The organism is Nostoc sp. CALU 1950, assembly GCF_051172895.1.
GTDB classification, from domain to species: Bacteria; Cyanobacteriota; Cyanobacteriia; order Cyanobacteriales; family Nostocaceae; genus Nostoc; species Nostoc edaphicum_A.
Window position 1 is genome coordinate 1 of the sequence record NZ_JBDNJQ010000077.1, and the last position, 25,357, is coordinate 25,357.

The 25,357-nt window shown below is 41.3% G+C and carries 22 protein-coding genes and 1 riboswitch; of the genes, 10 read left to right on the forward strand and 12 right to left on the reverse strand.

From position 1 onward, the window contains the following. The first annotated feature begins 337 nt into the window (after positions 1 to 337). Positions 338 to 592, forward strand: a complete 255-nt coding sequence (locus tag ABF638_RS20560; protein ID WP_435024848.1) for a DUF7219 family protein — start codon at positions 338 to 340, stop codon at positions 590 to 592. 84 nt (positions 593 to 676) lie between these two features. Here ABF638_RS20560 and ABF638_RS20565 read toward each other — a convergent pair whose 3' ends face one another. After that, entirely contained in the window at positions 677 to 1,708 is a 1,032-nt protein-coding gene (locus tag ABF638_RS20565) for a VOC family protein (RefSeq protein WP_435024849.1), read from the reverse strand. Positions 1,709 to 1,960: 252 nt separating this feature from the next. Between ABF638_RS20565 and ABF638_RS20570 the strand changes: the two genes are divergently transcribed. Genes ABF638_RS20570 through ABF638_RS20585 form a run of 4 tightly spaced genes read left to right on the forward strand, consistent with a single transcriptional unit; the run spans position 1,961 to position 7,061 of the window. Further along, positions 1,961 to 2,584 carry a DUF3859 domain-containing protein gene (locus ABF638_RS20570; protein WP_435024850.1) on the forward strand — a complete coding sequence of 208 codons (624 nt, stop codon included), beginning with the start codon at positions 1,961 to 1,963 and terminating at the stop codon, positions 2,582 to 2,584. 5 nt (positions 2,585 to 2,589) lie between these two features. Then, the gene (locus tag ABF638_RS20575; RefSeq protein WP_435024851.1) at positions 2,590 to 4,518 is read left to right on the forward strand and encodes an asparagine synthetase B family protein; all 1,929 of its coding nucleotides are present in this window, start codon (positions 2,590 to 2,592) and stop codon (positions 4,516 to 4,518) included. 39 nt (positions 4,519 to 4,557) lie between these two features. Then, positions 4,558 to 5,799, forward strand: a complete 1,242-nt coding sequence (locus ABF638_RS20580) for a diaminopimelate decarboxylase family protein (RefSeq protein WP_435024852.1) — start codon at positions 4,558 to 4,560, stop codon at positions 5,797 to 5,799. After that, positions 5,796 to 7,061, forward strand: a complete 1,266-nt coding sequence (locus tag ABF638_RS20585; RefSeq protein WP_435024853.1) for a hypothetical protein — start codon at positions 5,796 to 5,798, stop codon at positions 7,059 to 7,061. The genes ABF638_RS20580 and ABF638_RS20585 overlap by 4 nt, the downstream gene beginning before the upstream one ends. A gap of 89 nt (positions 7,062 to 7,150) precedes the next feature. Here ABF638_RS20585 and ABF638_RS20590 read toward each other — a convergent pair whose 3' ends face one another. Together ABF638_RS20590 and ABF638_RS20595 are read right to left on the reverse strand one after the other, a co-directional pair. Then, positions 7,151 to 8,047 (reverse strand): DUF4351 domain-containing protein, encoded by an 897-nt coding sequence (locus ABF638_RS20590; protein WP_435024854.1) that lies wholly within the window; start codon positions 8,045 to 8,047, stop codon positions 7,151 to 7,153. 227 nt (positions 8,048 to 8,274) lie between these two features. After that, a complete protein-coding gene (locus tag ABF638_RS20595) occupies positions 8,275 to 8,829 on the reverse strand; it encodes a hypothetical protein (RefSeq protein WP_435024855.1) in 555 nt (184 codons plus the stop codon). A gap of 347 nt (positions 8,830 to 9,176) precedes the next feature. Between ABF638_RS20595 and ABF638_RS20600 the strand changes: the two genes are divergently transcribed. Further along, the gene (locus ABF638_RS20600) at positions 9,177 to 11,165 is read left to right on the forward strand and encodes a S8 family serine peptidase (protein ID WP_435024856.1); all 1,989 of its coding nucleotides are present in this window, start codon (positions 9,177 to 9,179) and stop codon (positions 11,163 to 11,165) included. Positions 11,166 to 11,225: 60 nt separating this feature from the next. Here ABF638_RS20600 and ABF638_RS20605 read toward each other — a convergent pair whose 3' ends face one another. From ABF638_RS20605 to ABF638_RS20625, 5 genes are all read right to left on the reverse strand, one after another. Continuing rightward, complete coding sequence (locus ABF638_RS20605; protein ID WP_435024857.1) at positions 11,226 to 11,870, reverse strand: chloramphenicol phosphotransferase CPT family protein; 645 nt, start codon at positions 11,868 to 11,870, stop codon at positions 11,226 to 11,228. A 120-nt stretch (positions 11,871 to 11,990) separates the two neighbouring features. Then, positions 11,991 to 13,364: a phosphomethylpyrimidine synthase gene (gene thiC / locus ABF638_RS20610; RefSeq protein ID WP_435024858.1), complete on the reverse strand. Its 1,374-nt coding sequence runs from the start codon at positions 13,362 to 13,364 to the stop codon at positions 11,991 to 11,993. A gap of 7 nt (positions 13,365 to 13,371) precedes the next feature. Continuing rightward, a riboswitch (TPP riboswitch) is annotated at positions 13,372 to 13,468 on the reverse strand. A gap of 100 nt (positions 13,469 to 13,568) precedes the next feature. Further along, positions 13,569 to 14,561, reverse strand: a complete 993-nt coding sequence (locus ABF638_RS20615) for a 2-hydroxyacid dehydrogenase (protein WP_435024859.1) — start codon at positions 14,559 to 14,561, stop codon at positions 13,569 to 13,571. Between the two features lie 204 nt (positions 14,562 to 14,765). Further along, positions 14,766 to 16,229: a calcium-binding protein gene (locus tag ABF638_RS20620; protein ID WP_435024860.1), complete on the reverse strand. Its 1,464-nt coding sequence runs from the start codon at positions 16,227 to 16,229 to the stop codon at positions 14,766 to 14,768. 430 nt (positions 16,230 to 16,659) lie between these two features. Next, positions 16,660 to 17,532, reverse strand: a complete 873-nt coding sequence (locus tag ABF638_RS20625; protein ID WP_435024861.1) for a phosphodiester glycosidase family protein — start codon at positions 17,530 to 17,532, stop codon at positions 16,660 to 16,662. A gap of 76 nt (positions 17,533 to 17,608) precedes the next feature. Between ABF638_RS20625 and ABF638_RS20630 the strand changes: the two genes are divergently transcribed. The 4 genes from ABF638_RS20630 to ABF638_RS20645 all read left to right on the forward strand — a co-directional run bounded on the left by ABF638_RS20630 (position 17,609) and on the right by ABF638_RS20645 (position 20,009). Beyond that, positions 17,609 to 18,229, forward strand: a complete 621-nt coding sequence (locus tag ABF638_RS20630) for an rRNA large subunit pseudouridine synthase E (RefSeq protein WP_435024862.1) — start codon at positions 17,609 to 17,611, stop codon at positions 18,227 to 18,229. Between the two features lie 160 nt (positions 18,230 to 18,389). Further along, positions 18,390 to 18,728 carry an STAS domain-containing protein gene (locus tag ABF638_RS20635; RefSeq protein ID WP_435024863.1) on the forward strand — a complete coding sequence of 113 codons (339 nt, stop codon included), beginning with the start codon at positions 18,390 to 18,392 and terminating at the stop codon, positions 18,726 to 18,728. Between the two features lie 241 nt (positions 18,729 to 18,969). Beyond that, positions 18,970 to 19,311, forward strand: coding sequence for a hypothetical protein (locus ABF638_RS20640; RefSeq protein ID WP_435024864.1), 342 nt, complete (start codon positions 18,970 to 18,972; stop codon positions 19,309 to 19,311). Beyond that, positions 19,311 to 20,009 carry a DUF6745 domain-containing protein gene (locus ABF638_RS20645; protein ID WP_435024865.1) on the forward strand — a complete coding sequence of 233 codons (699 nt, stop codon included), beginning with the start codon at positions 19,311 to 19,313 and terminating at the stop codon, positions 20,007 to 20,009. The genes ABF638_RS20640 and ABF638_RS20645 overlap by 1 nt, the downstream gene beginning before the upstream one ends. Positions 20,010 to 20,170: 161 nt before the next feature. On the opposite strand, the gene ABF638_RS20650 is transcribed toward ABF638_RS20645, so the two are convergent. From ABF638_RS20650 to ABF638_RS20665, 4 genes are all read right to left on the reverse strand, one after another. Then, positions 20,171 to 20,800, reverse strand: a complete 630-nt coding sequence (locus ABF638_RS20650) for a hypothetical protein (protein ID WP_435024866.1) — start codon at positions 20,798 to 20,800, stop codon at positions 20,171 to 20,173. Then, complete coding sequence (locus ABF638_RS20655; RefSeq protein WP_435024867.1) at positions 20,778 to 22,958, reverse strand: GumC family protein; 2,181 nt, start codon at positions 22,956 to 22,958, stop codon at positions 20,778 to 20,780. The genes ABF638_RS20650 and ABF638_RS20655 overlap by 23 nt, the downstream gene beginning before the upstream one ends. An 80-nt stretch (positions 22,959 to 23,038) precedes the next feature. Then, entirely contained in the window at positions 23,039 to 24,214 is a 1,176-nt protein-coding gene (locus ABF638_RS20660) for a DegT/DnrJ/EryC1/StrS family aminotransferase (RefSeq protein ID WP_435024868.1), read from the reverse strand. Between the two features lie 67 nt (positions 24,215 to 24,281). Then, a complete protein-coding gene (locus ABF638_RS20665) occupies positions 24,282 to 25,355 on the reverse strand; it encodes a FemAB family protein (protein WP_435024869.1) in 1,074 nt (357 codons plus the stop codon). Positions 25,356 to 25,357 lie beyond the last annotated feature (2 nt).

The following is a 25,357-nucleotide window of genomic DNA, read 5'->3' on the forward strand; positions in this document are numbered from 1 at the left end:
CAGCAAGCAAAAAGGCATATTGCTTTCTCAAAACCCTTGATTGCTTTCTCATTTCGGTAGATTCAGCAAGCAAAAAGACATATTGCTTTCTCAAAACCCTTGATTGCTTTCTCATTTCGGTAGATTCAGCAAGCAAAAGGGAATTCTACTTACTTAAAATACCCTCTGACTTTATAATTTCAGTGTTTTCCACAGTTAATTACCTTTCCCCGTGCCTTATCCTAAGACTTAATCAAAATATTCACTTCTTCAGGAATTTGAATTTACTGCTGTGTATAGACAACAAAGAGAAAAATTTTAATTTATAAATTAAATAAGAATTACAGAGGTCAAACTTATGACACAACCTAACTCTCAAGATAAAAATAGCTTTCTTTATCCTCGTAGTCGGTATTATGGTAAATTCCAGCCAGAGAACTTAATGTTTAATGCCAACCTCCAAGAATTTGCCCAAAAAATTAGTTACATCGCTTGCCTAGAAACAGGGGGTAAACTGTCTCAGGAACAAGCTTACCAGCAAATTCAGGTACTTTGGAAACAGTTGAAACATAGCAAAAAGCAACTAGCTATTGGTGGAAATAAAGAAATTTAATGGTATTGGGTATTGGGCATTGGGCATGGGGGATTGGGCATTGGTTGCCCCTCTTGTCCCCCTCACCTCCTTCATACCACTAGTTCAGTTACCTTCTAGCAAAGTCCAGAAGTAGCCATCTGGTGCAATGAAGGAGAAACTTGTCTCGCCAAATTCATTACTGATAATGTCTGTAACTTTTTTTGCAGTACTCGACTTGATGCGATCGCAATATTCCTGTAATCCCTTAACCCGATAGGTATATAAAGACATACCTAAACTACCTGGTTGGGCTGCCTCAAAGCGCGATTCTAAATTAATCTTTTCTGGGAATCGAACGATGTAAAGCCTACCACTACGTGTAGCCATCAAATCAAACTTAGAAGAACGAGGATCATCAAAGGTAGTGACAATGAACTTTTCACCAGGGTTAAGGTCAAAAATATCTTTACCTGCTGGCGAAGATTCATAGCTAGTTTCGACATCATCACGCACACGCAGCAAACCCAAAACTTCTTCATAAAACTTCAGGGTTTCTTTACTGTCATCTTGAACGATGATTCCTATATGGGTAAACTGACTAGTCTTGAGAGGCGCATTCTGGTTAACTTGTCCGTAATGCTGTAGCGTATAGCCAAACCGTTGAAACAAAACCTGTCGCGCTAAGGGTTGCAGTAGCAGCATTTCTCGCACACCAACTGCTGGCTCAATAAAAGGACGGCTTTTTCTCTCTTTGTTGTAGATGACTTCCCAATAAGGGCTAGAGTACCTAATAGGAAAACCTGCTGCCTTTGCATCTTCTATATGATTTAAAATACTTAAAATATCTGTTGTTAAACTTGTTGCCCAGCGATTTCCCTTAATTTTCATTGACGCTGTTCCCAAACCTTCATTGGTGGGATTTTGCCAAACCATCAGCCGAATCAAACCATGATCTGCATTTTGGTGATAGAGGCGGATTGAGCGTAAAGACGAATTCACCCCATATAATTGATAGGCTACATCTGCGGTTAATTCACCCACTTCACCAATGCGATAGCCAAATTGCTCCCAATACTGAATTGCAGAAATTGGCTCTGGGATGCCAATACAGACTTCATAGATACCTTCAATAGCGGTTTGTTGTTCTTGAGTCATAATGAGTGCTGAGTTGGGAATTAGGAGAGACGCTATGAATAGATTAAGAGAGACGCGATGAATCGATTAGGAGAGACGCGATGAATCGCGTCTGTACAAGAATGAGGAGTAGAGACGCGATTCATCGCGTCTGGGTTTATAGAGGTATCTCAGAAAGAATCCGAAAAGCAACAACTCTATTTTGTAGCTTATGATGTACCTAAAAAAACTTTATAGCGATCGCTATAAAGTTTTTTTAACAGGAGTTAAGCTATGACGCAGCGACTGACTCAAGAGCAATTAGCACAAATAGTCACAGAAGTAGAAGGTCTGCAAGTGCGTCGGGAAGCGGAACTAGACCAACAGCAGGTGAGAGAAATTTTACAGGAGTTAAATTTACCGCCAGAGTTATTAGATGAAGCGCTAATTCAGTTAAATCGCCGCCAAGCACTAGAGGTACAGCAACGCCGGAATCGATGGATTACCTCTGGAGTGGTGGCAGTTGTAGTGGTTGTCATTGCATCTACAATATTTTTTATGCAGCAGCAAAGTTCTACACTCTCTCGTGTTTCTGCTCAACAAGACCGCATCACCTTGGTACAAGATAGTGGCGGTAACTTAAAGACAATTTCCCGCCAAACTAATCCAGAAGTGTTGTATCGTGTCACCTTAAAGGATGCACCCTTGGGGAAAAAGCTGGCTCTCTCTTGTAATTGGATTGACCCAACTGGTCAAATTGTCAAGCAAAACAACTATCAAACCCGCGAAATTAATACGTCTGTCTGGGATACCCAGTGTCGCTACACTATTAACCCAGCTGCAACAGTTGGCAATTGGCAGGTGCAGATGTTCCTAGAAGGCCGGCAGATTAGCGATGCAACCTTTGAAGTGAAATAGTCCAGATGGGCAACATCCCGCATCACTTTCTTGGCTATTGGGGTTACGGCACTCAACACGAGTTAGAAGCGCTGTTAAATAGTGTTGTGGAAAACCTCTCTCCAAACCTCTCCCCTACAAGGGGAGAGGCTTTGACTTTTCCCCCTTCCCTTGCAGGGAAGGGGGTTAGGGGGTTAGATCAGAAAATCTGGAATGTTGTTTATATAGGAATCGATGGAAATTCCCGAAAGCAACAAAATCAGGACTTACACGCTGAACACCTGAAATCTAGATCCCCCCTAGCCCCCCTTAAAAAGGGGGGAACCTTGAAAGCCCCCTTTTTAAGGGGGTTGGGGGATCTCTCCTCTGTAAGTTCTAAAAATCAAATCGCTGCAATTTCTGCATCAGGATTATTAACTTCACCCGATGCTTGGGTAAGTCTCCAGGAAAACAACTGCCTAATTTTGGGAAGAGAACCTTTCGGTAAAGTGCCTTTGTATTGGACTCAGCAAGGACAAGTAATCTGGTTTGCATCCCAACTGCAATTACTTTTACCGATTTTGCAACATTCAGAAGTTAGCATTCCGGGGTTATATGGGTATAGCTGTTTTTCCTACGTTCCCACACCCTTAACTCCTGTTAATGGAGTATTTGCAGTGACGGCGGGAACTGAATTAGTTTGGCAGAGCGATCGCCAATCAGGTATTCTGCAAACACCTGAATCTAAAAACATCCACTCGTGGCGGGAAGCTCCACAACAGTTAACAGATGAAGCTACAGCAATTACCGAATTGCAAACTCTCCTGAAAGACTCAATTGAGCGACAGATTGCCGATTTAAAAGATGAGCCTGTTGGGGTGTTTCTCTCTGGCGGACTCGATTCATCAGTGGTGGCGGCGCTACTAGTACAAGCAGGTGTGAAAGTCCGCGCCTACACTTTAGATTTTGGTGATGTAGGGATTCCAGAATATCCATACGCTGAACAAGTCGCCCAGTTTCTCAAAATTCCGCTGATTAAAGTTGCAGCAAACCCAAATTCGATCAAAAATGCTCTAATTCCTACTGTAAAAGCATTAGATTTACCTTTTGGAGATGGTGTGTGTGTGCCGTTATATCTCCTATGTCAGAGGGCGAGTCAGGAAACTCAGGTAATTTTTAATGGCGAAGGTGGAGATCAATTATTTGCTGGTTGGACAAACAAACCTTTAATTGCCGCAGGTGTTTATCAGGCAGAAAATCCCGCCGGAGAGGAAACTTTTATCCAGCAATATCTCCGCACCTTTCACCGTCTTGGGGGATACGAATCTCAAGTTTATCAACCAGATATCTATGCACAGATCCAAAATTTGCATCCCGAAGATTGGCTGTTGGCGGCTCTCGACGCAACCGAGTGTCCATCTTTGCTACATCGCCTCCGCCGTGCTAGTTTGATGCTCAAAGGAGCGCAGAATATCCATCCCCGTGCGACTGCATTGGGGTTTGCTCATGGGTTATGGGTGCGATCGCCTTTTTGTGACTTACCTTTAGCTGAGTGGACATTCCGCCTATCTGGAGAACTCTGTTTACAAGGAGCTTGTGAAAAATATATCCTCAAACGGGCTGTAGAAAATTGGCTTCCACCGGAAATTGTCTGGCGACAAAAGCGGGGTATGGGGGTTCCCTTAACTTCTTGGTGTTTAAATGATTTTTGGCATCAACTGGGCATCTGGCTCAATCCAGAAGTACTTCGCACTAACAATCACTTTTATCCTCACATTGCGGCCCAAATCGTTGAAGGCAAACTAGGAGCAGCTATTCAAGGGCGTCGGATTGGTGAAACACTCTGGTTACTAATTATGTGGCAACTTTGGCGATCGCACGTTTTAAATGAAGAACTAAGTAAACAGTCTTGGGATCATCCCTTTTGGTTACATCGTTGGCTATGGAGAAATTACAAGATAATTCGTAATTCGTAATTCGTAATTCTTAATTTGTTGTATCAGGATGCTTGGTAAATGGTATCAAATAATTTAACTCAAAATCGCCTTATTTCCCCATTCTCTAAGGAGCTTGCTCAGGAGTTGCTGAGTATTTATGGTTCTCCGCTTTATGTTTATAATGGCGATCGCTTGGGCGAAACTATTGAGCGGATTACCAAAGCAGTCAGCTATCCGCGCACGCAATTTCGCTTTGCCAGTGTTACCAATGGCAACATTGCGCTGTTAAAAATTTTTCGTTCTTTTGGGTGGGGACTTCATGCTAATACCCCAGGAGATATTTACCTGGGATTGCAAGCTGGTTTCGATCCTAGTCAGATTGTTTATAGCGGTAGTAATTTGAATCAAGCTGAGATGCTACAAGTCCTGAATTGGGGAGTTACAACTCTCAATCTGGATAGCCTCGCTCAGTTGCAGTTATGCTGCGAAGTTTTATCCAAACGTAGAGAGAAATCTATTCGCCTTGGTTTACGCCTCAATTTGCCGGAAATTACCGGAGATAGCCGCATTGGTGTACGTCCAGAAGAATTTGGTGATGCGATCGCTTTAACTGCTGAGTTTGGATTAAAGCTGAGTGGTTTACACTTCTATCGAGGTACGGGAACTAACGCTACAGTTGCATTCACCCAGGTGATTGATACAGTCATCGCCACAGCTCAACAGTTACCAGACTGGGAATATCTAGATTTTGGTGGCGGCTTTGGCTACCCTTATCATCACAACAAAGCAGCCTTTGACTGGGAAATATTTGGGGCTGAGTTAACCGAGAGAATTACTCGTTTAGGGCGGGAAATTGATTTAGTGATTGAACCGGGACGAAGTGCGATCGCAGAATGTGCAACTTTGCTTGCTCAAGTTGTTTCTGTGAAATGGCAAGGAGAAAAACAGATTGTTGGAGTTGATACCACCGTTGCAAATCTTTCAGTACCATCAGTACACGGCGGCTACCGAGAAATTGTCACCTGGAAGCAAGCAGACAATCCCCACTCCCTATTCACAACTGATATTTGTGGGAACACCACCTATTCACGAGATTATCTAGGGAAAAATTGCCAACTCCCAGCCATAGAAATTGGTGATATCGTTGCCATTCTAGATGTGGGTGCTTATGGTTATGCCATGTCGTCTCACTTTTTACACCGCCCCAAACCCGCGGAAGTCTTGCTAGAAAATGACAAACATCGCTTGATTCGCAAGCGGGAAGACTACAGTGTTTTGCTCACAAATCAATTAATAACTAACATCCAACAACCATTATGAAATGTATTAACTGCGGAACTGACAATAAACTAAAAGACCGGACAGCTAATCAAGGTCGGTGTATAAAATGCAATCATCCCTTTGCCTTTGAACCGACTAGTATGAGTAATGTTCAGATTACTGATCCTTTTTTTGCAAAGGCGATCGCTGACATTTCTGCAAATAACACCTTATTTTTTACACCCAAGCAACTGCTTTATTTTCTAGATAATCGTTTCAGAAAAAACTCAAAGTTAATTTCACGATTTAGCTGGCTATTTTTGTATGTTTTTTTGAGTTTATTTACACTCACTTTTATTATTGGGCCAGTAATAGTAAATCTTGCTTATATTAATTTCTTTTATCAAAGCAGCAAATCAACTAAACTTAATCTTGTAAGTCGCAAACAGAATGCGAGGAATTTACAAATCATAGGAGGAATCATCCTTTCCATAGGAATTATACTAAGTCTTGCCTTAAACTCATTCAGCTTCTTTGCCATTATTGTTGTTATGGGAATGCTGTCTATATATTTAGGAACTCGACAGATAGGGAAAATTAAATTATTAACACAAGACTTTTTAATTTCACAATCTCAGCTTAAAGATTGGTTAGATCGCTGGCAGCAAATCAATGGTTCCATTCTCAAAATTCTTCCTTCGCCAAAGCAGGAAAATACACCAGCCACAGTTAATCCTGATGTAACGGCTTACAGTTTTGATAGATTAGTCGTTTGTGATAGTTCTAGTATTGCTCAACTATTAATTGCAAATAATTTCCACTTTGAAAATAACTGTGCAATCCTCAGCATTACTGGATATCCCCAAAGCATTTTTGACACCACAATGCAAATGCTGCGCCGCAACCCCGATTTGAAAGTCTATGCAGTACATGATTGCAATCCACGAGGAATTGCTTTAGTTCATAATTTGAGAACCAACGCTAATTGGTTTCTCAATAGCGAGATTGTGATTATTGATATCGGACTAACGCCACGTCAAATTATCGCTACTAAACGCGGAATGTTCATTCAATCCTCTCCAGAGTCGGCGCAAGCAGCTAAACAATTGCCTGAAGAAATTCGCCAAAGTTTATCTACTGAAGAATTAGCATGGTTAGAATCTGGAAAGTTTGTGGAATTAGAATCTTTCACTCCCCAAAGAATAATTAAAGTTCTGCAAAAGGGTATTGCTGGCAGTCGAAATTTAGAAAGTGATGACAGTAGCTTGCTTTTAGTAGGCGATACAGGAAATGATATGTACGTAGTTCAAAGTTTTGGTTAGTATTCAATACAGTTCCGATCAGACCAAAAAACTTGTAGAGACGGCGATTTATCGCGTCTCGAGAATCTGTTTAATTTTACAGATTAGATTTATTCAGTTTGTTGATTTAACCAAGCTTCTAAATCAGAACTAGCTGAGAAGTCTAACAAAGCTTCTCCTAACGTCTCCAATTGTTCAATAGATAATTCTTGAACTCGCTCAATAGTCGATGAATCAATCTCACCAAGACGCCGATTTAATTGACGTACAATTAAACGTTGTTCACCTTGCTTATTTCCTTCTTGTACAGCTTGTTCACGGTCTTGTTGATAAAGTGGCTGTAACCGCATAATTAACTCCCGATCATCTTCTTCTGAATTTTGATTAACTTGCAAGTTTTGTCGCAAGTTATAAAGTAATTCTAGCGTTGCTCTGCGAAATGGATGATTTGATGGTAATGCTTCTAATTCATCTATTGCTTGTTTTTGTACTGTTCCTCGACCCAAAATCCTTAACCACAGAGTTTCTTGGGTGCGCGGTAACTGGTGAATCGCAACGATCGCAGTTCGCAAATACTCTGCGATAAAATGTACTCCAGGTAGCCAGTCTAGCTTTTGAGTAGCACCGAATCCTGACAAGAGTGTTGTAGATGCTGTTGGGGTGAGTATCCACAATTTGGGAAGTTCTAATTCTGCAATGGAAGTTTTATTTCGATTTGCTTGACGTTGTAATTTACCCCTTACTTCTAATAATTTTAACAGGCAATCACAAATTTCTTCTTGTGATGCAGCGTTGCGGAAGGGTTCAAAAATGGCTGCTGTAGCTGCAAATCTACCTAATAATCCTAGTGTTTCTAAATTCGTGCTTGGTTTGCTTAAAGGAGAAAATAAAACATCGATTTCTCGAACTTCTCCCGCCACACGGCTAGAACCTTGCACTTCTCCATAAGGTTTTAGTAATTCTTCCAAATAGTCTTTGGCAAATTGGTCATGGATAAATCTAGTCATTCAAACAAAAAAAGATTTAGGCATAGGGAAGCATGGCAATACTGCTCGGGTAAAGCATTTTTAACTCGGAATAGGGTTTGGGAAAAGGTTAAAGGTTAAAGGTTAAAGGTTTTTTCTTTCCCCTTTCCCCTTTCCCTTTTCCCCTTAACCGACAAGTATTGGGAAGTATGGTACTTATATTACCGTTAACTAGGAAAATGTAATTAACGTGAAAATGCCTTAATAATCTATCTCAAACCTCTTTCCATAAGCATTTGAGGTTCAACATTCTCAACATTAGGAATTGCTTCTAACTGAGGAATCCTAGCGATCGCATCAGCAATATTACCAGATTGGGCACGCAACCAAGCCGTGTGAGGTGCATAAGAAAGGGTTTGCGCTACTTCATAACCCGCTCGATTAATTACCTCGCGCTGCGAATCCACACCAACGCCTTCAGCAAAGCGGATGAAAACCAGTCCAGTTGGTACTGCTAGAGAACCATTGGGTAGTACTGTGTAAATCGGACTCAGTTTACCCGACTCTGATTGATTGGGTTCGCCTGGAAAAACTGCAATAGCACCGTCGTTAAGTTGTAAAATTGCTCCTGATGGCACGGTGCTGGGTTGATTGTAATGTATTGCATAGTACCCAGGCTTACGTGTGTAGGATACAGCAGTGCGATTGCTGCCAACGCGAATTTGTTGTGGATATTCAGAAAAATAGTCGTTTTGAAATCTCACTTCAGCAGTCAGGGGTAGAGAGTACACCTGTAGAAAAGACTCAGCCGGAAAATAAAACATCTTTCTCAAGTTCTAATGATGTTATAGCGTTTTTCAGTGGTACTAAATACAAATCTTTTATTGGGATGCACAGCTTTCCCTACTGATGATGAAGATTCTTAAAGCAACCAAACTTTGAATCCCCTCTTTTCGGGAAAAACGAATCGAAGGCTTGTATGAACTTAGAGAGATTAAATTCTATTTAAGCTGTGTCTTTTCGATGCCGTAATACACATATAACACATGAAATAAGAAGCATCCATAAACTAAATGTAAGCTCATTATGTGTGCAGCCAGCTTTAAAAGTAGTGCATAATACGGTTTCCCAATGCCTAATTTTCAACACAAATATCCCAGGAGATTAAACTATGGTTCAGGTTCGCTATGGTGGACAGAATGGCCAACAGTATGAACTTGCTATCAGTAACGAACACGTTGTAGTGCGTACCGAAAGCCGCAGCACTCTTATCGGTGCAAGATCCTTTGAAGTTGCACCTGTCTCACCTGTCGCTCGTAGCATCCTCAATCAATTTGAGTTAACAACGCGGTTTCGCCAAGCGGGTGTAGAAATTCTGCAAGCGAAAGTTCCGAATCAGGGTGTAGCTTTGCGCGATCGCGCCCGTGAAATTCTCAACAACGAGTCTGAAGTCCAATTTGCCGGACGTGTCCTGATTGATCCAGTATCCCAACAACCTGTAATTTACACCGAAAACCTCTTTGTTAAATTCGATAACGAAGAAGAGTCAAGAGTTTGCCAAGAAGTATTAGGACGTTACGGTTTAACAATTAAACGCCAACTTGAATATGCACGCAATGCTTACTTTGTCAATGCACCTGCAAATACTGGTATAGCCGTCTTTGACATCGCCGAGAGACTTCTGAATGAGGAATTAGTGGAACTGTGCCATCCTGAACTAGTGCGTGAATCACGCCAACGCCAGGTTTTTCCGCAGCAGTGGCACTTAAAACAAACAACCATTAATGGTAAGGTAATTAACGCCCATGCCAACGTTGAGGCCGCTTGGAAGTTAAGCGATGGCACAGGGACGATTATTGCAATTGTCGATGACGGTGTGGATCTTGATCATGAAGAGTTCCGTTCCTCTGGCAAGATTGTTGCCCCGCGTGATGTCACACGTAAAACGAACAATCCCAAACCGGGAAACGACAATAATCATGGGACAGCTTGTGCCGGAGTAGCTTGTGGAAACGGCAACTTTGGTGCATCTGGTGTAGCACCAGGTGCAAAACTGATGCCGATTCGTTTAGCTTCGGCGCTGGGGTCACAGGATGAAGCAGATGCATTTATTTGGGCGGCTCAAAATGGTGCAGATGTTATTTCTTGTAGTTGGGGGCCATCAGACGGTACTTGGTTTGAGCCAAACGATCCTGTACACAATCAAAAAGTACCTCTGCCTGATTCCACAAGACTTGCTATAGACTTTGCAATCAATAAAGGACGCAACGGCAAGGGCTGTGTAATTTTATTCGCGGCTGGTAATGGTAACGAAAGCGTGGATAACGATGGCTACGCCAGCTACCAAAAGGTAATTGCTGTGGCAGCTTGTAACGACTACGGCACAAGAAGCGCTTATAGTGACTTTGGTAAGGCGGTCTGGTGTGCCTTTCCTAGCAACAACGGCGACAGTTCCCAAACCCCTGGAATTTGGACAGCCGATCGCTCTGGTGTACTTGGTTATAATTCGGGTAATCAAAATCTGGGTGACGCCGGGGGCAACTACACGAACGAATTCGGCGGAACCTCTAGTGCTTGTCCAGGTGTAGCCGGTGTAGCAGCTCTAATTATTGCCAGAAATCCAAATCTGCGTTGGGACGAAGTGCGAGATATTATTAAACGCTCCTGCGATCGCATTGACTCAGCCGGAGGTAAATATGATGGCAGTGGTCGCAGCCCCTTCTACGGTTATGGTCGAATCAATGCCCTCAAAGCCGTAGAATTGGCCAAGCCGCCTCAAATATCGCCAATTACTATATTTAAAGCAGTCCAAGATATCCCAATTAACGATTTGCAAGTATCAACATTGTCGTTGGCGATCGCTAATACCAGCCTGCTGAAATCCATCAAAGTTAATGTAGACATCGAACATACTTATATTGGGGATCTTGTAGTTACTCTCCTTCCCCCAGTGCAAATAGGCATACTTCCCATCATTCTGCACGATCGCCAGGGCGGAGCTACAGATAATATCAAAACAACTTATGACGAGGTAAACACCCCAAAACTTGCTGCTTTTAAAGGTAAAAATCCCCAAGGAACCTGGACTCTTGAAGTTGCAGATAAAGCTAACGCAGATACAGGAAAAATTCGCAGCTTAACCATTGAAATTGGATTTTAAGCCAATACGCTTGGGTTAAGGATAATTCTAGGCTGGGTAGAGCGACAGCAAAACCCAACCTTAGTTGGGAGACAGTGCAGCGAGTCGTTGAAATGCGGATGGTACTGGACTATTTGCGAGGTGCTGGCGTATCACCTCGGCACACGCACCTGGACTTAACAACGAAGTATCGACTTCAAGATCATAGATGCCAGGGATGTGGGCTTCACGTTGCCATAACTGAACCGGAGATGGCACGGGGGAGTCAACTGCACTTACTACGTTCCACCCACTGTTTTGTCGTCTTTCCATAATTATCTCAATGGGGCAGCGAACGCCTACAAAAAAAACGGGCAATCCGTTTAAACGCCGGGTACTATCGGTCAGGATACCTCGCTTCATTGCGTATGCGTCATGGTGTCCGACATCAACCACAACATTCAATCCCAAGCGGCTGTGGGCGGCAATGGATTCATACATCGCACTGTACAGAATAGGAACGAGGGGTTCGAGGTCTTGGCGTTCTCCCCCTGGTCGTAAACCGATCCCAGGTAGGTATTGTGCGGGAGTCATTTGCATAAACCTATCGACACCCAAATTCATCCATACGCCATCAAACGTTTCCTGGATCACTGCCACAATACTTGACTTCCCCGATCGCGGAGTACCATTGAGGATAATAATCTGTCCTAGATTTTGTGTCTGTCCCACCATTGCTTCTGGCATCCTTAGCAACTCTTAATAAATAGGCGGCAAATTAGTTAGAGGTGCGTTACTGCATAACGTAACGCACCCGACAAAACTACTAAACTCTTTAAAGTAGTTCTGTTTGCATCTTTGCGTCAATTAGCTTTGAGTCACAGCCTCTTTCGCCAAGAACTTCTCTAATTCTGTCAGCGCATCAGCATCAACTTTAGTTTGCATTGGACAGAACTTAGGCCCACACATCGAACAAAACTCAGCAGTTTTATAGATATCTGCTGGCAAAGTTTCATCGTGATATTCCTTAGCTCTTTCTGGGTCAAGTGATAATTCAAACTGACGGTTCCAATCGAAGTTGTAACGCGCCTTGGAAAGTTCATCATCTCTATCCCTTGCACCAGGGCGATGTCTAGCAATATCAGCCGCATGAGCCGCTATTTTATAGGCAATCAACCCATTCCTGACATCTTCAGCATTTGGCAGACCCAAATGTTCTTTAGGTGTTACATAGCACAGCATTGCAGTACCGTACCATCCAGCCATTGCTGCTCCAATGGCTGAAGTGATGTGGTCATAACCGGGAGCGATATCTGTCACCAATGGCCCCAACACATAGAAAGGTGCTTCAGAACACTCTTCCATTTGCTTACGGACATTGAACTCAATTTGATCCATTGGCACGTGTCCAGGCCCTTCCACCATCACCTGTACATCATCTTCCCAGGCTTTGCGAGTTAGCTGTCCCAGGGTTTTCAATTCAGCTAATTGTGCTTCATCTGAGGCATCATGGGTGCAGCCGGGACGCAGGGAATCTCCCAAACTGAAGGAGACATCATATTTTTTGAAAATCTCAATAATGTCTTGGAAGTGGGTATAAAGCGGGTTTTGTTTGTGGTGATGTAGCATCCACCGCGCCAAAATACCGCCGCCGCGAGAGACAATACCAGTGAGCCGGCTTCTCACTAAAGGCAAATGCTCAATCAAAATCCCCGCATGGATAGTTTGATAGTCTACCCCTTGTTGGGCGTGCTTTTCGATGATATGGAGAAAATCATCAGCAGTCAGGTTCTCGATTGTGCCGTGGACGCTTTCTAAAGCTTGGTACACTGGCACCGTACCAATGGGAACAGGTGAAGCCTTGATAATGGCGGTGCGAATTTCATCCAAGTTACCGCCGCCTGTGGACAAATCCATCACGGTGTCAGCACCGTACTTCACCGCCAAGTTTAGCTTATCCACTTCTTCTTGAAGATTAGAAGAGTTGGGAGAAGCGCCGATATTAGCATTTACCTTACATTTGGAGGCGATGCCAATAGCCATCGGCTCTAGGTTAGTGTGATTAATATTAGCGGGGATAATCATTCGTCCCCGCGCTACTTCCTCACGAATGAGATCAGCAGGGAGATTTTCCCGCTGGGCGACGTAGTGCATTTCTTCGGTGATAACACCTTGGCGGGCGTAGTGCATTTGAGATACATTACTTTGCCCACGTCGTTTAGTAACCCATTCTGTCCGCATATTGTAATTCCTCGATAAACAGCTTCCCTCCGCTGGTATTACCCAGACTCAGGTGTTAAGGGTGTGATCTCAGCCTGGTTATGTAGGCACCCCTAGCATGGATGTAGTGTATCACTTTGGTTATATCTGGGAGCAAAGGTGTTAACAATTTATGAGGTCACACAATTTTGGATTTTGGATTTGAGATTTTAGATTGCTAAAGGTTTAGGCACGAATTTCATTTGCACAAGAACGACCTTGTTCAACATCGGTAATATTAGCAAAAGTTGTTTCTGCAATATTGTAGAGAGCTTCTGCGGTAAAAAAGGCTTGATGTCCGGTAATGAGTACATTGGGGAACGTTGTCAAACGTTGGAAAATATCATCTTGAATAATTTCTCCAGACAAATCCTCAAAGAACAATTCTGATTCTTGTTCGTAGACATCTACACCAAGATAGCCAATTTTACCAGACTTCAATCCCTCAATCACAGCTTGGGTATCAATCAGCGCTCCTCGGCTAGTATTAATTAGCATCACACCTGGCTTAATCTTTTCTATAGCCTCAGTGTTAATCAAGTGATGGGTTTCGGGAGTTAGGGGGCAATGCAGGGAGATAATATCGGAGTTGGCAAATAGCTCAGGTAGTTCTACATACTTTCCACCTAACGCCTCCAATTCTGGATTCCGATAAACGTCATAGGCGAGTAGGTGACAGCCGAACCCTTTCATAATCTGTCCTAAAATCAGACCAATTTTGCCGGTACCGACAATTCCCACTGTGCGTTCATGCAAATTAAATCCCAACAGTCCATCTAGGGAAAAATTGCCTTCTCGGACACGGTTATAGGCACGATGAATTTTGCGATTTAAGCTCAAAATCAATCCTACGGCGTGTTCTGCTACCCCATAAGGTGAATAGGCGGGAACACGCACAACGGTAATTCCTAAATCTGCTGCGGCTTGTAAGTCTACATTGTTAAACCCTGCACAGCGAAGGACAACCAGGCGAGTTCCCCGTGAGGCGAGAAGTTCTAAAGTTGGGGCATCAACCTGATCATGCACAAATACGCAAACCGCCGGAAATCCGGCAGCAAGGATAGCCGTATCCCGATTTAAACGGGGTTCAAAAAACACTAACTCGTGTTGGATGGGAGAATTTGCAGCTGACAAAAACTGCCGATCGTAGGCTTTTGTACTGAAAACTGCTACTTTCATGCAAAACCTCAGGTTTTATGCTGCACGGTGTTCGAGTACATAATACCTTGACCTTGAGAGAAACGATGTCTACAACGAGCCTAGTTGCGACACCTTTGAGAGGCAGGGGGTAGGCGCAAAAACTTTCTCAAACTCTTATTTATCGGTGTTTTCTATGCCTCTGCGGTTGGTTTTTTTGGTATTTATTGATGTTTATGCGTAGAACTAGACAACAATAAAATGAGTTGCTTTTAGTGACATTCCACTGCTGAGTTGCGCGAATTGTACCTGAGCAAAAGCGCCAGCGCTGCCATCTTGGTCAAAGAACAGCGCACCTGTAATATTGTCGTAAATAAATCGTTGAGCGATCGCAGTTGCAGATGAACCGATGGTAAACTTACCAGCGGAGAGTGTACCTACTGCTAAAGAGCCGCCGAAACCAGTAGCCGATACCTGAATAACTTCATCAGTCGTGTCGAAGTCAACGAGAGTATCAATGCCTTGATTGTAATTATTGAACGCAAAAGTATCAGTGCCATCTCCCCCGTACAGAATATCACTCCCTTTCCCTCCAGTCAGGAGATCGTTGCCATTATATCCAAATAGCACATCGCTACTATTACCCCCGATAATATTGTCGGCGTAGACTGTACCACTGATATTTAGTCCTTGAATATTCTTGTAGATAACTTGATTTGTGCCACTTGTAATTGAGCCTTGGTTAGTGGTTGCATTGAAAGTCGAGGTGATTCCTTTGGTAGTATAGCTACTGTAATTGACTTCCAAATAATCCGAACCTGCACCCCCATTTACCGTTTGAGTCACTAAAACAGTGGGGGCGGTAGTTGGGGCGATCAAATAAAAGGTGTCATCGCCATTCCCCCCATTTAGAGTGTTAGCACCCTTGGCTGAATATGCGTAAAAGGTATCGTTACCATCGTCTCCATTCACAATTTTATTGCCAGACGAGTAGGAAATATCGAGGTAATCGTTACCTGCACCCCCACTAATCGTATCATTGCCAGAAGTGCCACCATTGAGTACATCTTCGCCATTGCCCCCACGAATATTGTCAGCGTAGGCTGTACCAGTGATATTGAATCGTTCAATATTCTTATAGCTAACTCGATTCGTACCAGCCGTAATCGAGCCTTGGTTAGTGGTTGCATTGAAAGTCGAGGTGATTCCTTTGGTAGTATAGCTACTGTAATTAACTTCCAAATAATCCGAACCTGTACCCCCATTTACCGTTTGGGTTACTAAAACAGGGGGGGCGATATATGAGGCGCTCAAATAGAAGGAGTCATTGCCATTTCCACCATCCAGGGTGTTAGCGCCATTAACTCTATATGCGTAAAATTTATCAGAGCCAGTTCCACCTGAAACAATATTTTTGCCAAAACTATCCTGAATCGAAAATTCGTAATTTCCTGTATCCCCATAGAGGATGTTATTCCCAGAAGAAACAGAAACATCTAAATAATCATCCCCACTTCCTCCCTTGAGGGTATTGTTGCCAGTGGTAGCTACAGCATAAATTTGATCGTTTTCAGAACCGCCATCTAAGAGGTTTTTTCCAGAAGAATTGCTAATATTCAGGACATCATCACCTCCGAAGCCATAGAGACTGTCACCGCCCCCGAAGCCATAGAGATTGTCATTAGCGTTAGTACCATTGATAATTGCCATAACTTCTACCTACCTAAATCAATTTTTCAGAAACTTGAGATATTAACCTGCGGATATTGCTGTTTTAAGGCAGAACAAAGTAGCCGAAAGTTGACACTTTCGGTATAGTTTATGCCGAACTGAAAACGCTAAAAAATTAGCGTTTTCAGTTTCTTGACTGACTTGTAAGTATTATTCAACTAACCTGCTATATGTGAGAGTTAGTTAATTTCATTACTATAGTGTCTGTTTATTTAAGTGTCACTACTTCACTTTAATTATATGATCCTGTACTTTTTAATATAGTTAATTGCGTATTATCACTAATTTAAGGTCTACTTGTAAAAGTAATATGTACCCTTGCAAAGCCAGTTAAATAAGCGATCGCCTTTAATGTAGCGATCGCCTTTAATGTAGCGGTCGCACTCCAGCACCCCTCAATCAAAAGCTTTTAACCACCAGGTATGATGGGGCGATCGCCTTTCTGAAACCTTGCCCATGACTGTTGTAAAGCAGTAGGAGCAGGATTCTTGGCATCATAAACAACAATTACATTAGTGAGTGGGCGTCCGGCGGGGACTAAAATTTTACCGTTAGCAGCAAAGGCTTTTGATGCACCACCATCTAAATTCATCGCTTCGTAACAGCCAATTGCTTTCATCGCTTGCGCTTCTTGTTGTAAAGTTAATCCACTATCGAAATTAATCAAAAATAGCTTTTTACCATCAGCAGGAAACCCGATCGCAGTTCGTGCGCCAGTACCTAAAACACCAGGATCTTTAAATCCTTCAACATCCGGCTTCAGCCAAATTTGTCCCTGTCTCAACAATCGAGGCCCACAGGTAATAGACAACCAATGTTGATTCCATTCCGGTTTACCGTCAACCCGTGCTGTCACCATTTCCGGTTTATTGCCAACTCGCAACCCCAAAGTAGTACCAAAATTTTCCCATTGGCTATATTTGAGGAATCTCCCTGCCGCTACCATGTTACCCATCACCGTTTTCTGAGCATTCTTGGCAAAAAAAGTACCATTAGCAACGACAGCCGCACGATGACGAGCCACTAAATTGTTAAATTCTTCATCACCGTTAGTTTTTTGATTAGTATTAGCCAAAGTTGCATTATTTGCTAAACCAATAGTAATAAAGGTTTTGGGGTCAGTGAGGTCAATAATAGTTTGATAAAAAGAGAAACCATTTACCTTACCCCTCTTCACTTGTACAGTTTGAGCCGCTGCCGGGAGCGCCAATGTTAATCCTTGTGCCAAGACAGCACCTCCTAAAAACAAGAAAGACCGTCGGCAGATTTTGGAACTTGGCATAATCAACTCTTCACTATATTGTTTTTATTAGGATGCCCAAATCTTTAGATAATTTTCGACAAATGACAAATGACAAATGACAAATCATTACCGATATATTATTTTTTACAAACCCTATGGCGTTCTCAGCCAGTTTACAAAAGATGCCCCCACACATAGCACTCTAAAAGATTATATTGATGTGCCTGATGTGTATCCTGTGGGACGCTTAGACTGGGATAGTGAAGGATTGCTGCTGTTAACGAACGATGGACAATTGCAACATCGCCTCGCCCATCCGCGTTTTGGTCATAAACGTACTTACTGGGTACAGGTAGAGCGAATTCCAGATGTAGATGCTATTAATAGGTTGCAAACAGGTGTGGAAATTCAAGATTACCGCACTCAACCAGCAGAAGTTAGGCTCTTACCAGAAGAACCACAGTTACCTGAACGCACTCCGCCAATTAGATTTCGCAAAAATGTACCGACAGCTTGGCTGGAAATGACTTTGACAGAGGGAAAAAATCGCCAAGTACGGCGCATGACTGCGGCTGTAGGGTTTCCAACTTTGCGACTAGTCAGAGTCAAAATAGCTCACTTACAATTAGATGACCTACAATTGGGTCAATGGCGCGACCTCACGGCATCTGAACTGCAATTTCTGCATAATTTCAGTAAATCGAAAAGTTTTCCCTCAAAAGCGAATGCTCTCTAATAAGAATAGGGCAAACGCATCTAAATATTGACTAGCCTGAATCTAACTTCTCATAACTTTTCAATTATTTTTCCTTAAGTGTCTTAACTGTCCTTGTGACAATTTTTCAACCGTGATAATTTCCTTATAGATTTTACAAAACAATTAAGGAAACTTAGCTATGTCGATAGAAACAAGAACTGTGAACGATGTAACTATTTTGGATATAAAAGGCAAATTAACAATTGGAGTAGGCGATATAGCCCTTCGCGATTCCGTCAACAATGCACTTCAAAATGGGGCTACAAAGATTTTGCTCAATTTCAAAGAAGTTACATCTATAGATTCTAGTGGAATAGGTGAACTTGTATCAAGCTATACTATGGCAACTAACCGGGGCGCAAAACTTAAATTATTCAATCTTCCCTCCAAAGTTACTGATATTTTGATGATCACCCAACTGATAACAGTTTTTGAAGTTTTTGACAGTGAGACGGAAGCAATTCAATCATTCTCATAAAGTAACCAATCCCCCCATTCCCCACTCCTAATCCCTATCTCTCTTATCGCCTCACCTGCGCTAGCACCCTGGGAGGCTTTTTGTTGATCTTAATAATTGACATTTACCATTACTTATAAAGCTTACTTCTTAGAGTTTTTTATGATGATTTACTAATGATTAGTAACTTATATTAAGTCTATCAAATTGCCGTATTTTATTTTTACAAATATCATTAGAAAGGTATTGTTATGATAGAAAGATGTTTAACAATAGCAACAACTCCCAAGTTAACCAAGGTAGTGTTCTCTACAGACATGGCGACGTTCTGATCAGACGTATTGCTACTTTACCTGTAGCTGCTCAAAGGCGTGTAGGTGCTACTCTTGCTCATGGTGAAATCACAGGACACAGCCATCGCATTCAGCAATCCAATGCTGTTCAGTTGTGGGTACATGGTAGTGACCTTTTTCTTGAGGTTAAAGAACCAAGTGCCACTTTAGTTCATGAAGAACATCGGGCGATTGAGTTACCCCAAGGGCTTTACCGCGTCTGGAGACAACGTGAATATCGCCCTGATGCTTATGTAGAGGTGATGGACTAATGCTCAAGATGATGTCGCAGGGACGTGTGCCGAATAGACCAGTTAAGCAACGCCCAAATGAAAGCCACGAGCCTGTATCGGCTGAACATGCTCGAAAACTCATCCTTGAACATCGCGCCTGGGATGGGATGCGCGTTTTGGGGCATCTGGATTTAAGCGGTGCGTTGGATCTTTACAATCTACCTGAAAATTTAACCTGTGAAAGTATTGATATCAGCGACTGTGTAAACCTCACTACCCTTCCCAAAGGACTGCATATCACTTATTGGATTGAGTTGGCCGGAAGTGGGATTACCAGTCTATCTGCGGGGCATGGTTTTATTTTGCGTTGGCGAGGCGTGCAGGTAGACGATAAGATTGCCTTTGAATCCCAGTCCCTAACCGGGCAAGATATCCTCAATATAGAGAATGTTGAGTTGCGTCGCGTGCTGATTGAACGTTTGGGATACGAGACATTTTTGCAGCAAGTGGGAGGATTAATCCGCGATCGCGATCAAGATGCTGGTGGAGAACGTCAACTAGTCTACATTCCTTTTGAAGATGACGAACCGCTTATGGTATTGAAAGTCACTTGTCCATCCACAGAACATATTCATATCCTGCGCGTTCCCCCTCACATGCGGAGTTGCCATCAAGCAGCAGCCTGGATTGCAGGCTTTAATAATCCAGATGATTATCATCCTGCGATCGAGGCGTAAAGTTTTAAATAAGATTCAGTAATAGGGAAAGAAGATAGCGGGCAATTTTCTATAATACCAATTTGAAAAAAGAATGCGACAAATAGACCATTTGTAGAGACGCGATTCATCGCGTCTTTACCCAAGGATGTGTTGCAATCATTAATTGAATTGGTATAAGTTTACAAATTAAGAATATTTACCACAGCATGAAAGTTTGTTCCCAGCATATATTGGCTGCTATTGGGCAGATTTTCCAAAGTTAACAAGACTGTTTTCGCTCCTTGATAATCGCTTTTTTGAGGTTGAATTATAATTGGTATTTCACTCGCCCCAGCCGTGATTGTCACAAAGTTAGCAATTGATTGATAATGTACTCCATCCTCAGCTGTTCCGTGAATCCTGTATTTCACTATTAAATCTTGAGTTATATTACCAGTACGAGTGATGACAAACTCCCCTATTTCTCCAAATTGTGACGCATACATTTTTGTAGCTGTAATGTTCACAATCGTGGGATAACTGGACGTGGGTAGCTGGAAAGATTTTGATAAAAAATGATTAGCTGTAGTTGATATAAAGTTTAATTGACTATAGTTATTTTTGTCTTCATAGCTGGATATAAAACTAAAATTAGTTACCAGTTGGTTTTTGATAGAAAAATTTTCAAAAGATATATTACTGATACTTTTTTGTAAATCATTATCTGAAAAAGTTGCATATATACCGCCCATATCATCCACGACTAGGTTATAAAGATAGATATTTATAAGATTAATCAAATATTCCTTACTTCCTACTTCGGACTCCAATAGTTTCTTGGAGATTATTTTCCTCAGTTGAGTAGTAGTAACTATAGCGCTCAGCCGGAGGAATAGCTCCGTTTACTACCTGTCCCAAGACATTTTGCCCAGATTTTTCTAAAAGCTCTTTAGCAACACTAGCACTAACAGAATCAACGACCCCTGGACGAACAACAAATAAAACACCATCAGCCATTTGACCTAGAGTAGCTGCATCAGCAGCAACGTTTAATGATGGAGAATCAATGATTACAAAGTCGTAATAAACAGACAATGTTTGAATTAATGCAGCCATTTTTTTCGAGTCGAGAAGAGAACCTGGATTAGGAGGTGTAACTCCAGAGGTGAGGACATATAAATTATCCATTACTTGTTTGATAGCTGTCCTAATTTCACCTTGTCCAACAATTAAATTGCTTAGACCTTGATTATTAATTAGTTCCCAAATTTTATGTTGAACAGGACGACGCATATCTGCATCTATTAGTAAAACTTTCCGCTCCATCTGAGCCATTGTTATAGCTAAATTAGCCGCCACTGTTGATTTACCTTCTCTGGGTACAGAACTTGTGACAACTATAACTTTTAGCTCTTTGTCAGCACTCGTAAACCTCAGATTTGCCCGCAACATTCGGTAGGCTTCATTGATTTGCGATCGCGGCATATCTCGAACTACAAGCCTTTTGCTATATAACTCCAATTCTTCATTGCCGCGAAGAGATTTTTTCGACTTGCTGAAGTCAGGAATAATCCCTAATAAAGTAAATTTCAATAATTCTTTTGCCTGGTCAACATTCTTAATTGATTTATCTATTTTCTCCAAAAAGTAGACAGCCGATAAAGCTGTCAAACCAGCCAATAAACCTGTAGTCAAATATAAAAACATTGGAGATGAAATTGATTCTTCCGGTACTTCAGCCTCGGATATCATGCTGGCATTACCTAAGCTTTGATTTTCTGCGATTCGGCTTTCTTGCAGCTTTTGTAGTAACAGTGAATAAGTAGATTGTGCGGCTTGTACTTTACGTTCAAACTGGCGCTGTTGTTGTTCCAATCTTGGTAGATTGCTCAAACGTTGTTTATAAGCAGTTTGTAACCCAGATAAAGTAGTAATTTGTCTTGCTAAACCCAGACGATTTGACTCTAATTCTACAAGCCTTGCAGAAAGCTGCTGTTGTAATTCTCCTAATTGAAAGTTATTATTTAGCTGTGATGAATTTGTTCCTGTAACGTTTTTTATCCGTTGTTGTAGTAGCCCATTTAACGACTGTAATTTATATACCAAATCGATAATTTGCGGATGGTTTTCCTGCAAAACAGTCCGCCTAGCTGCCAGTTGTGATTCTAACTGTTGAACTTCTCTAAGAATATCTTGTACCCCTGACGTTTGGCTAAGGGAAGTCATGACTATTGCTTGCTGGGAGTTCATACCCAATTGTTTATGGATTCCTTTAGTTTGTGCTTCAGCATCGGCAAATCTAGATTGAGATTCATTAATTTGCTGTTGTAATGCTGTAATAACTTCCAGTGCTTTAGTCGCTTCTTCTTGCAGAGAAACAATTTTGTACTTTTCTTTAAACTCTGCTAGTTCTGCTTCTGCTTGTCGAACAACTAATTCTGCATTTGGTAGTTGCTTTTCTATAAACTTGCGAGCAGTTGTCGCTTGAGTTCTATGAGATGATATATTGTATTCTAAATAGACATCTATTAAAGTATTAACAACTTGCGCCGCTAGTTGTGGGTTGGTATCTTTATAGGAAATACTTAGGATATCAGAGCCATTAATTTCCTTTACTGTGAGCATTTGCAGAAATTGCTTGGTTTTTAAATGTATATTTTTCTTGTCTTTTAGATTAAGTCTATTTATGGTAGTTTTGACAACTGGTACAGAACGGATAACTTCTGCCTCTGTATTCAGAGGATTACTTTTATTATCAACTAATGGCTCTAGTTTGCTCATTTCTGTTCCTACTCCTGTTAATGAAGAAGTAGTATTTGTTCTTTGAAATTTCAGTTTTCCTTCTGCTAAATAATAAGGTTTCTTGAAGAATGTAGCTACCTGTAAAATTATGAATATGCAAACGAAAACACCCAAAGCATTAATCCAACGGCGTTTCAGAACTTGTGAATATTTATCAAATGTTCCAGAAGATTCTTGTAGTGTCATAAAATAATTACATTTTTTTGATTATTGTTAAAATCATCAAATATCAAATCACTCAGTAATACCTGTAAATGAAATTCAAATTAAGTCGTAAGATAGACTTTTTCAGGAACCGTAAACACCGATTGAGTTTTATAATGAACTGCTTTAATTTGACTAATTACTCTTTCTAAATCTTCACGTTTAAGATTAGATCCCGAAGGTAAGCAAAGACCATAGGCAAATAAATCTTCTGCTACTGCACCGCCAAAACATTCACACTCAGCAAAAATTGGCTGGAGGTGTAAAGGTTTCCAGACGGGACGAGATTCAATTTGCTGTTCAATAAGTGCTAGGCGGACTTGTTCTCGATTTGCACCAAAGGCTTGAGGATTTATTGTTAAGCAGGTTAGCCAACGAGTAGCGCGTCCATAATTAGCTTCCGGCATAAATTCTATTCCTGGCAGATTTTTCAATGCCTGGTAGTAGATTTCAAAGTTGCGTCGTCTAGCTGCCACTCGCTCACTCAAAACACGTAACTGACCGCGACCAATACCAGCTAAAATATTACTTAAACGATAGTTGTAACCAATTTCTGAATGTTGGTAATGAGGAGCGCGATCGCGTGCTTGGGTTGCTAAAAATTTGCCTCTGTTTACTAACTCTAAATCATTAGAAACTAACATCCCACCACCGGAAGTAGTAATAATTTTATTGCCATTGAAAGAGTAAATCCCAATGTGACCAAAAGTTCCTAAATAACGTCCTTTATAAGTAGCCCCTAAAGCTTCAGCAGCATCTTCAATTAAGGGAATATTATATTGATTACAAGCTTTGAGAATTGGGTCAATATCTGCACTTTGACCATATAAATGTACAAGCACAACAGCTTTAGGTAATTTGCCTTTTTTGGCGCGGTGCTTTAGCGCTTCCGCTAACAATTCAGGGTTCATGTTCCAAGAAGTGCGATCGCTATCAATAAAAACTGGTTTTGCACCTAAGTATGTAATTGGATTAGCACTAGCAATAAACGTTAAAGTAGAGCAAAAAACTTCATCCCCAGGTTCAACGCCAACTAATCGCAAAGCTAAATGCAGAGCTGCTGTGCCAGAACTAACAGCCACAGCATGGCTAGCACCAGTTAATTGACAAAATTCTTGCTCGAAAGCATCAACATGGGGGCCAACGGGCGCAATCCAGTTAGTTTCAAAAGCTTCTTTGACGAATTCTAGTTCGCGATCGCCTATATGAGGTGTTGAAAGTAGAATTGGTTTATTCATTCCTATTACCTAAATATGTTTGCCAGTTTTTAAATGCAAATTTTACGTAAGTCTTAGTATTTTTCCCTCAATTAAGAGAACGATAAGCAGGGAAAAAGTTGGACTCAAGTAAAGTTTCTGGCTCAGTTTTTAAATACTTTGCTCGTAATTTGACTAAAGAAATATATTTTTCTTCGTCTGTAATTAGGCGTAATGTCAAGAAAGAATGTTTTTGTTTAGAAAAACCTGCTTTAAATTTGTAGAGACTATCTTTAGCTGAACCAACACCACCGCCCAAATGCAAAAATTTATTTCCACGTTCTTTAGCCCAAAATCGAACGTAATCAAACATTAACTTACTAGGAGCTTGTTTTAGGAACTCATTTTTCGTTCCTCCAAGGTGGTATTGAACTATTTCACAACATTCAGTAAATATTCCAGCACAAGCAACTTTATTATTTAACTCTAAAATACACAAGTGGATATTTTCATTCATATTTGCTAGAGAAGCAAAATATTTATAATCAAAATAAAAATATTTTTTGGCTTCTACACGCTGCATTGTTTGAGTGTATACATCAATAAAAATATCTATATAATCCTGAAAATTAACCATTTTTGTTGTAAATCCATCACGTTTACACCGATTGATACAAGTGCGGTGTTCCGGTCGCGTTTGCTGCCATATTTCTGTTGCTGAAAGACTTAAGTCGATAGATATAGTTTCTCCTGATACTTGAAAAATTTGAGAGGCTAAAACTTCATTCAAATTTTGATTGAGTATTGGATGCAGGCGTAAGAATGCTGAACACACCCTCTTGGATAGGAATACAGATTTTAGATTTTCAAGTGCCAAGTTTAAAAAATCGGGTGTATTAGCCGCCGCTTCACTTAACAGAAATCCAGGATAACCATAAGGTGAGACAACATCAAATACTTCTGGAATTGTGAACTCGCCGTCAAACAAATCATCACAGCGCCGCAGCAAATAAGGTAAAAAAAATATTTTTTCACCATCAGCTATCAAAATTGCCTCTGGTATTGTTTGAGTTCTTTGAGATTCTAGATATACATATTCAGGCAAATGATAAACATCATAACTGAGCTTTTCTAGTATTTCTAACCACAAAGGGTTAGCTAAATCAATTACTTGAATATTCATCT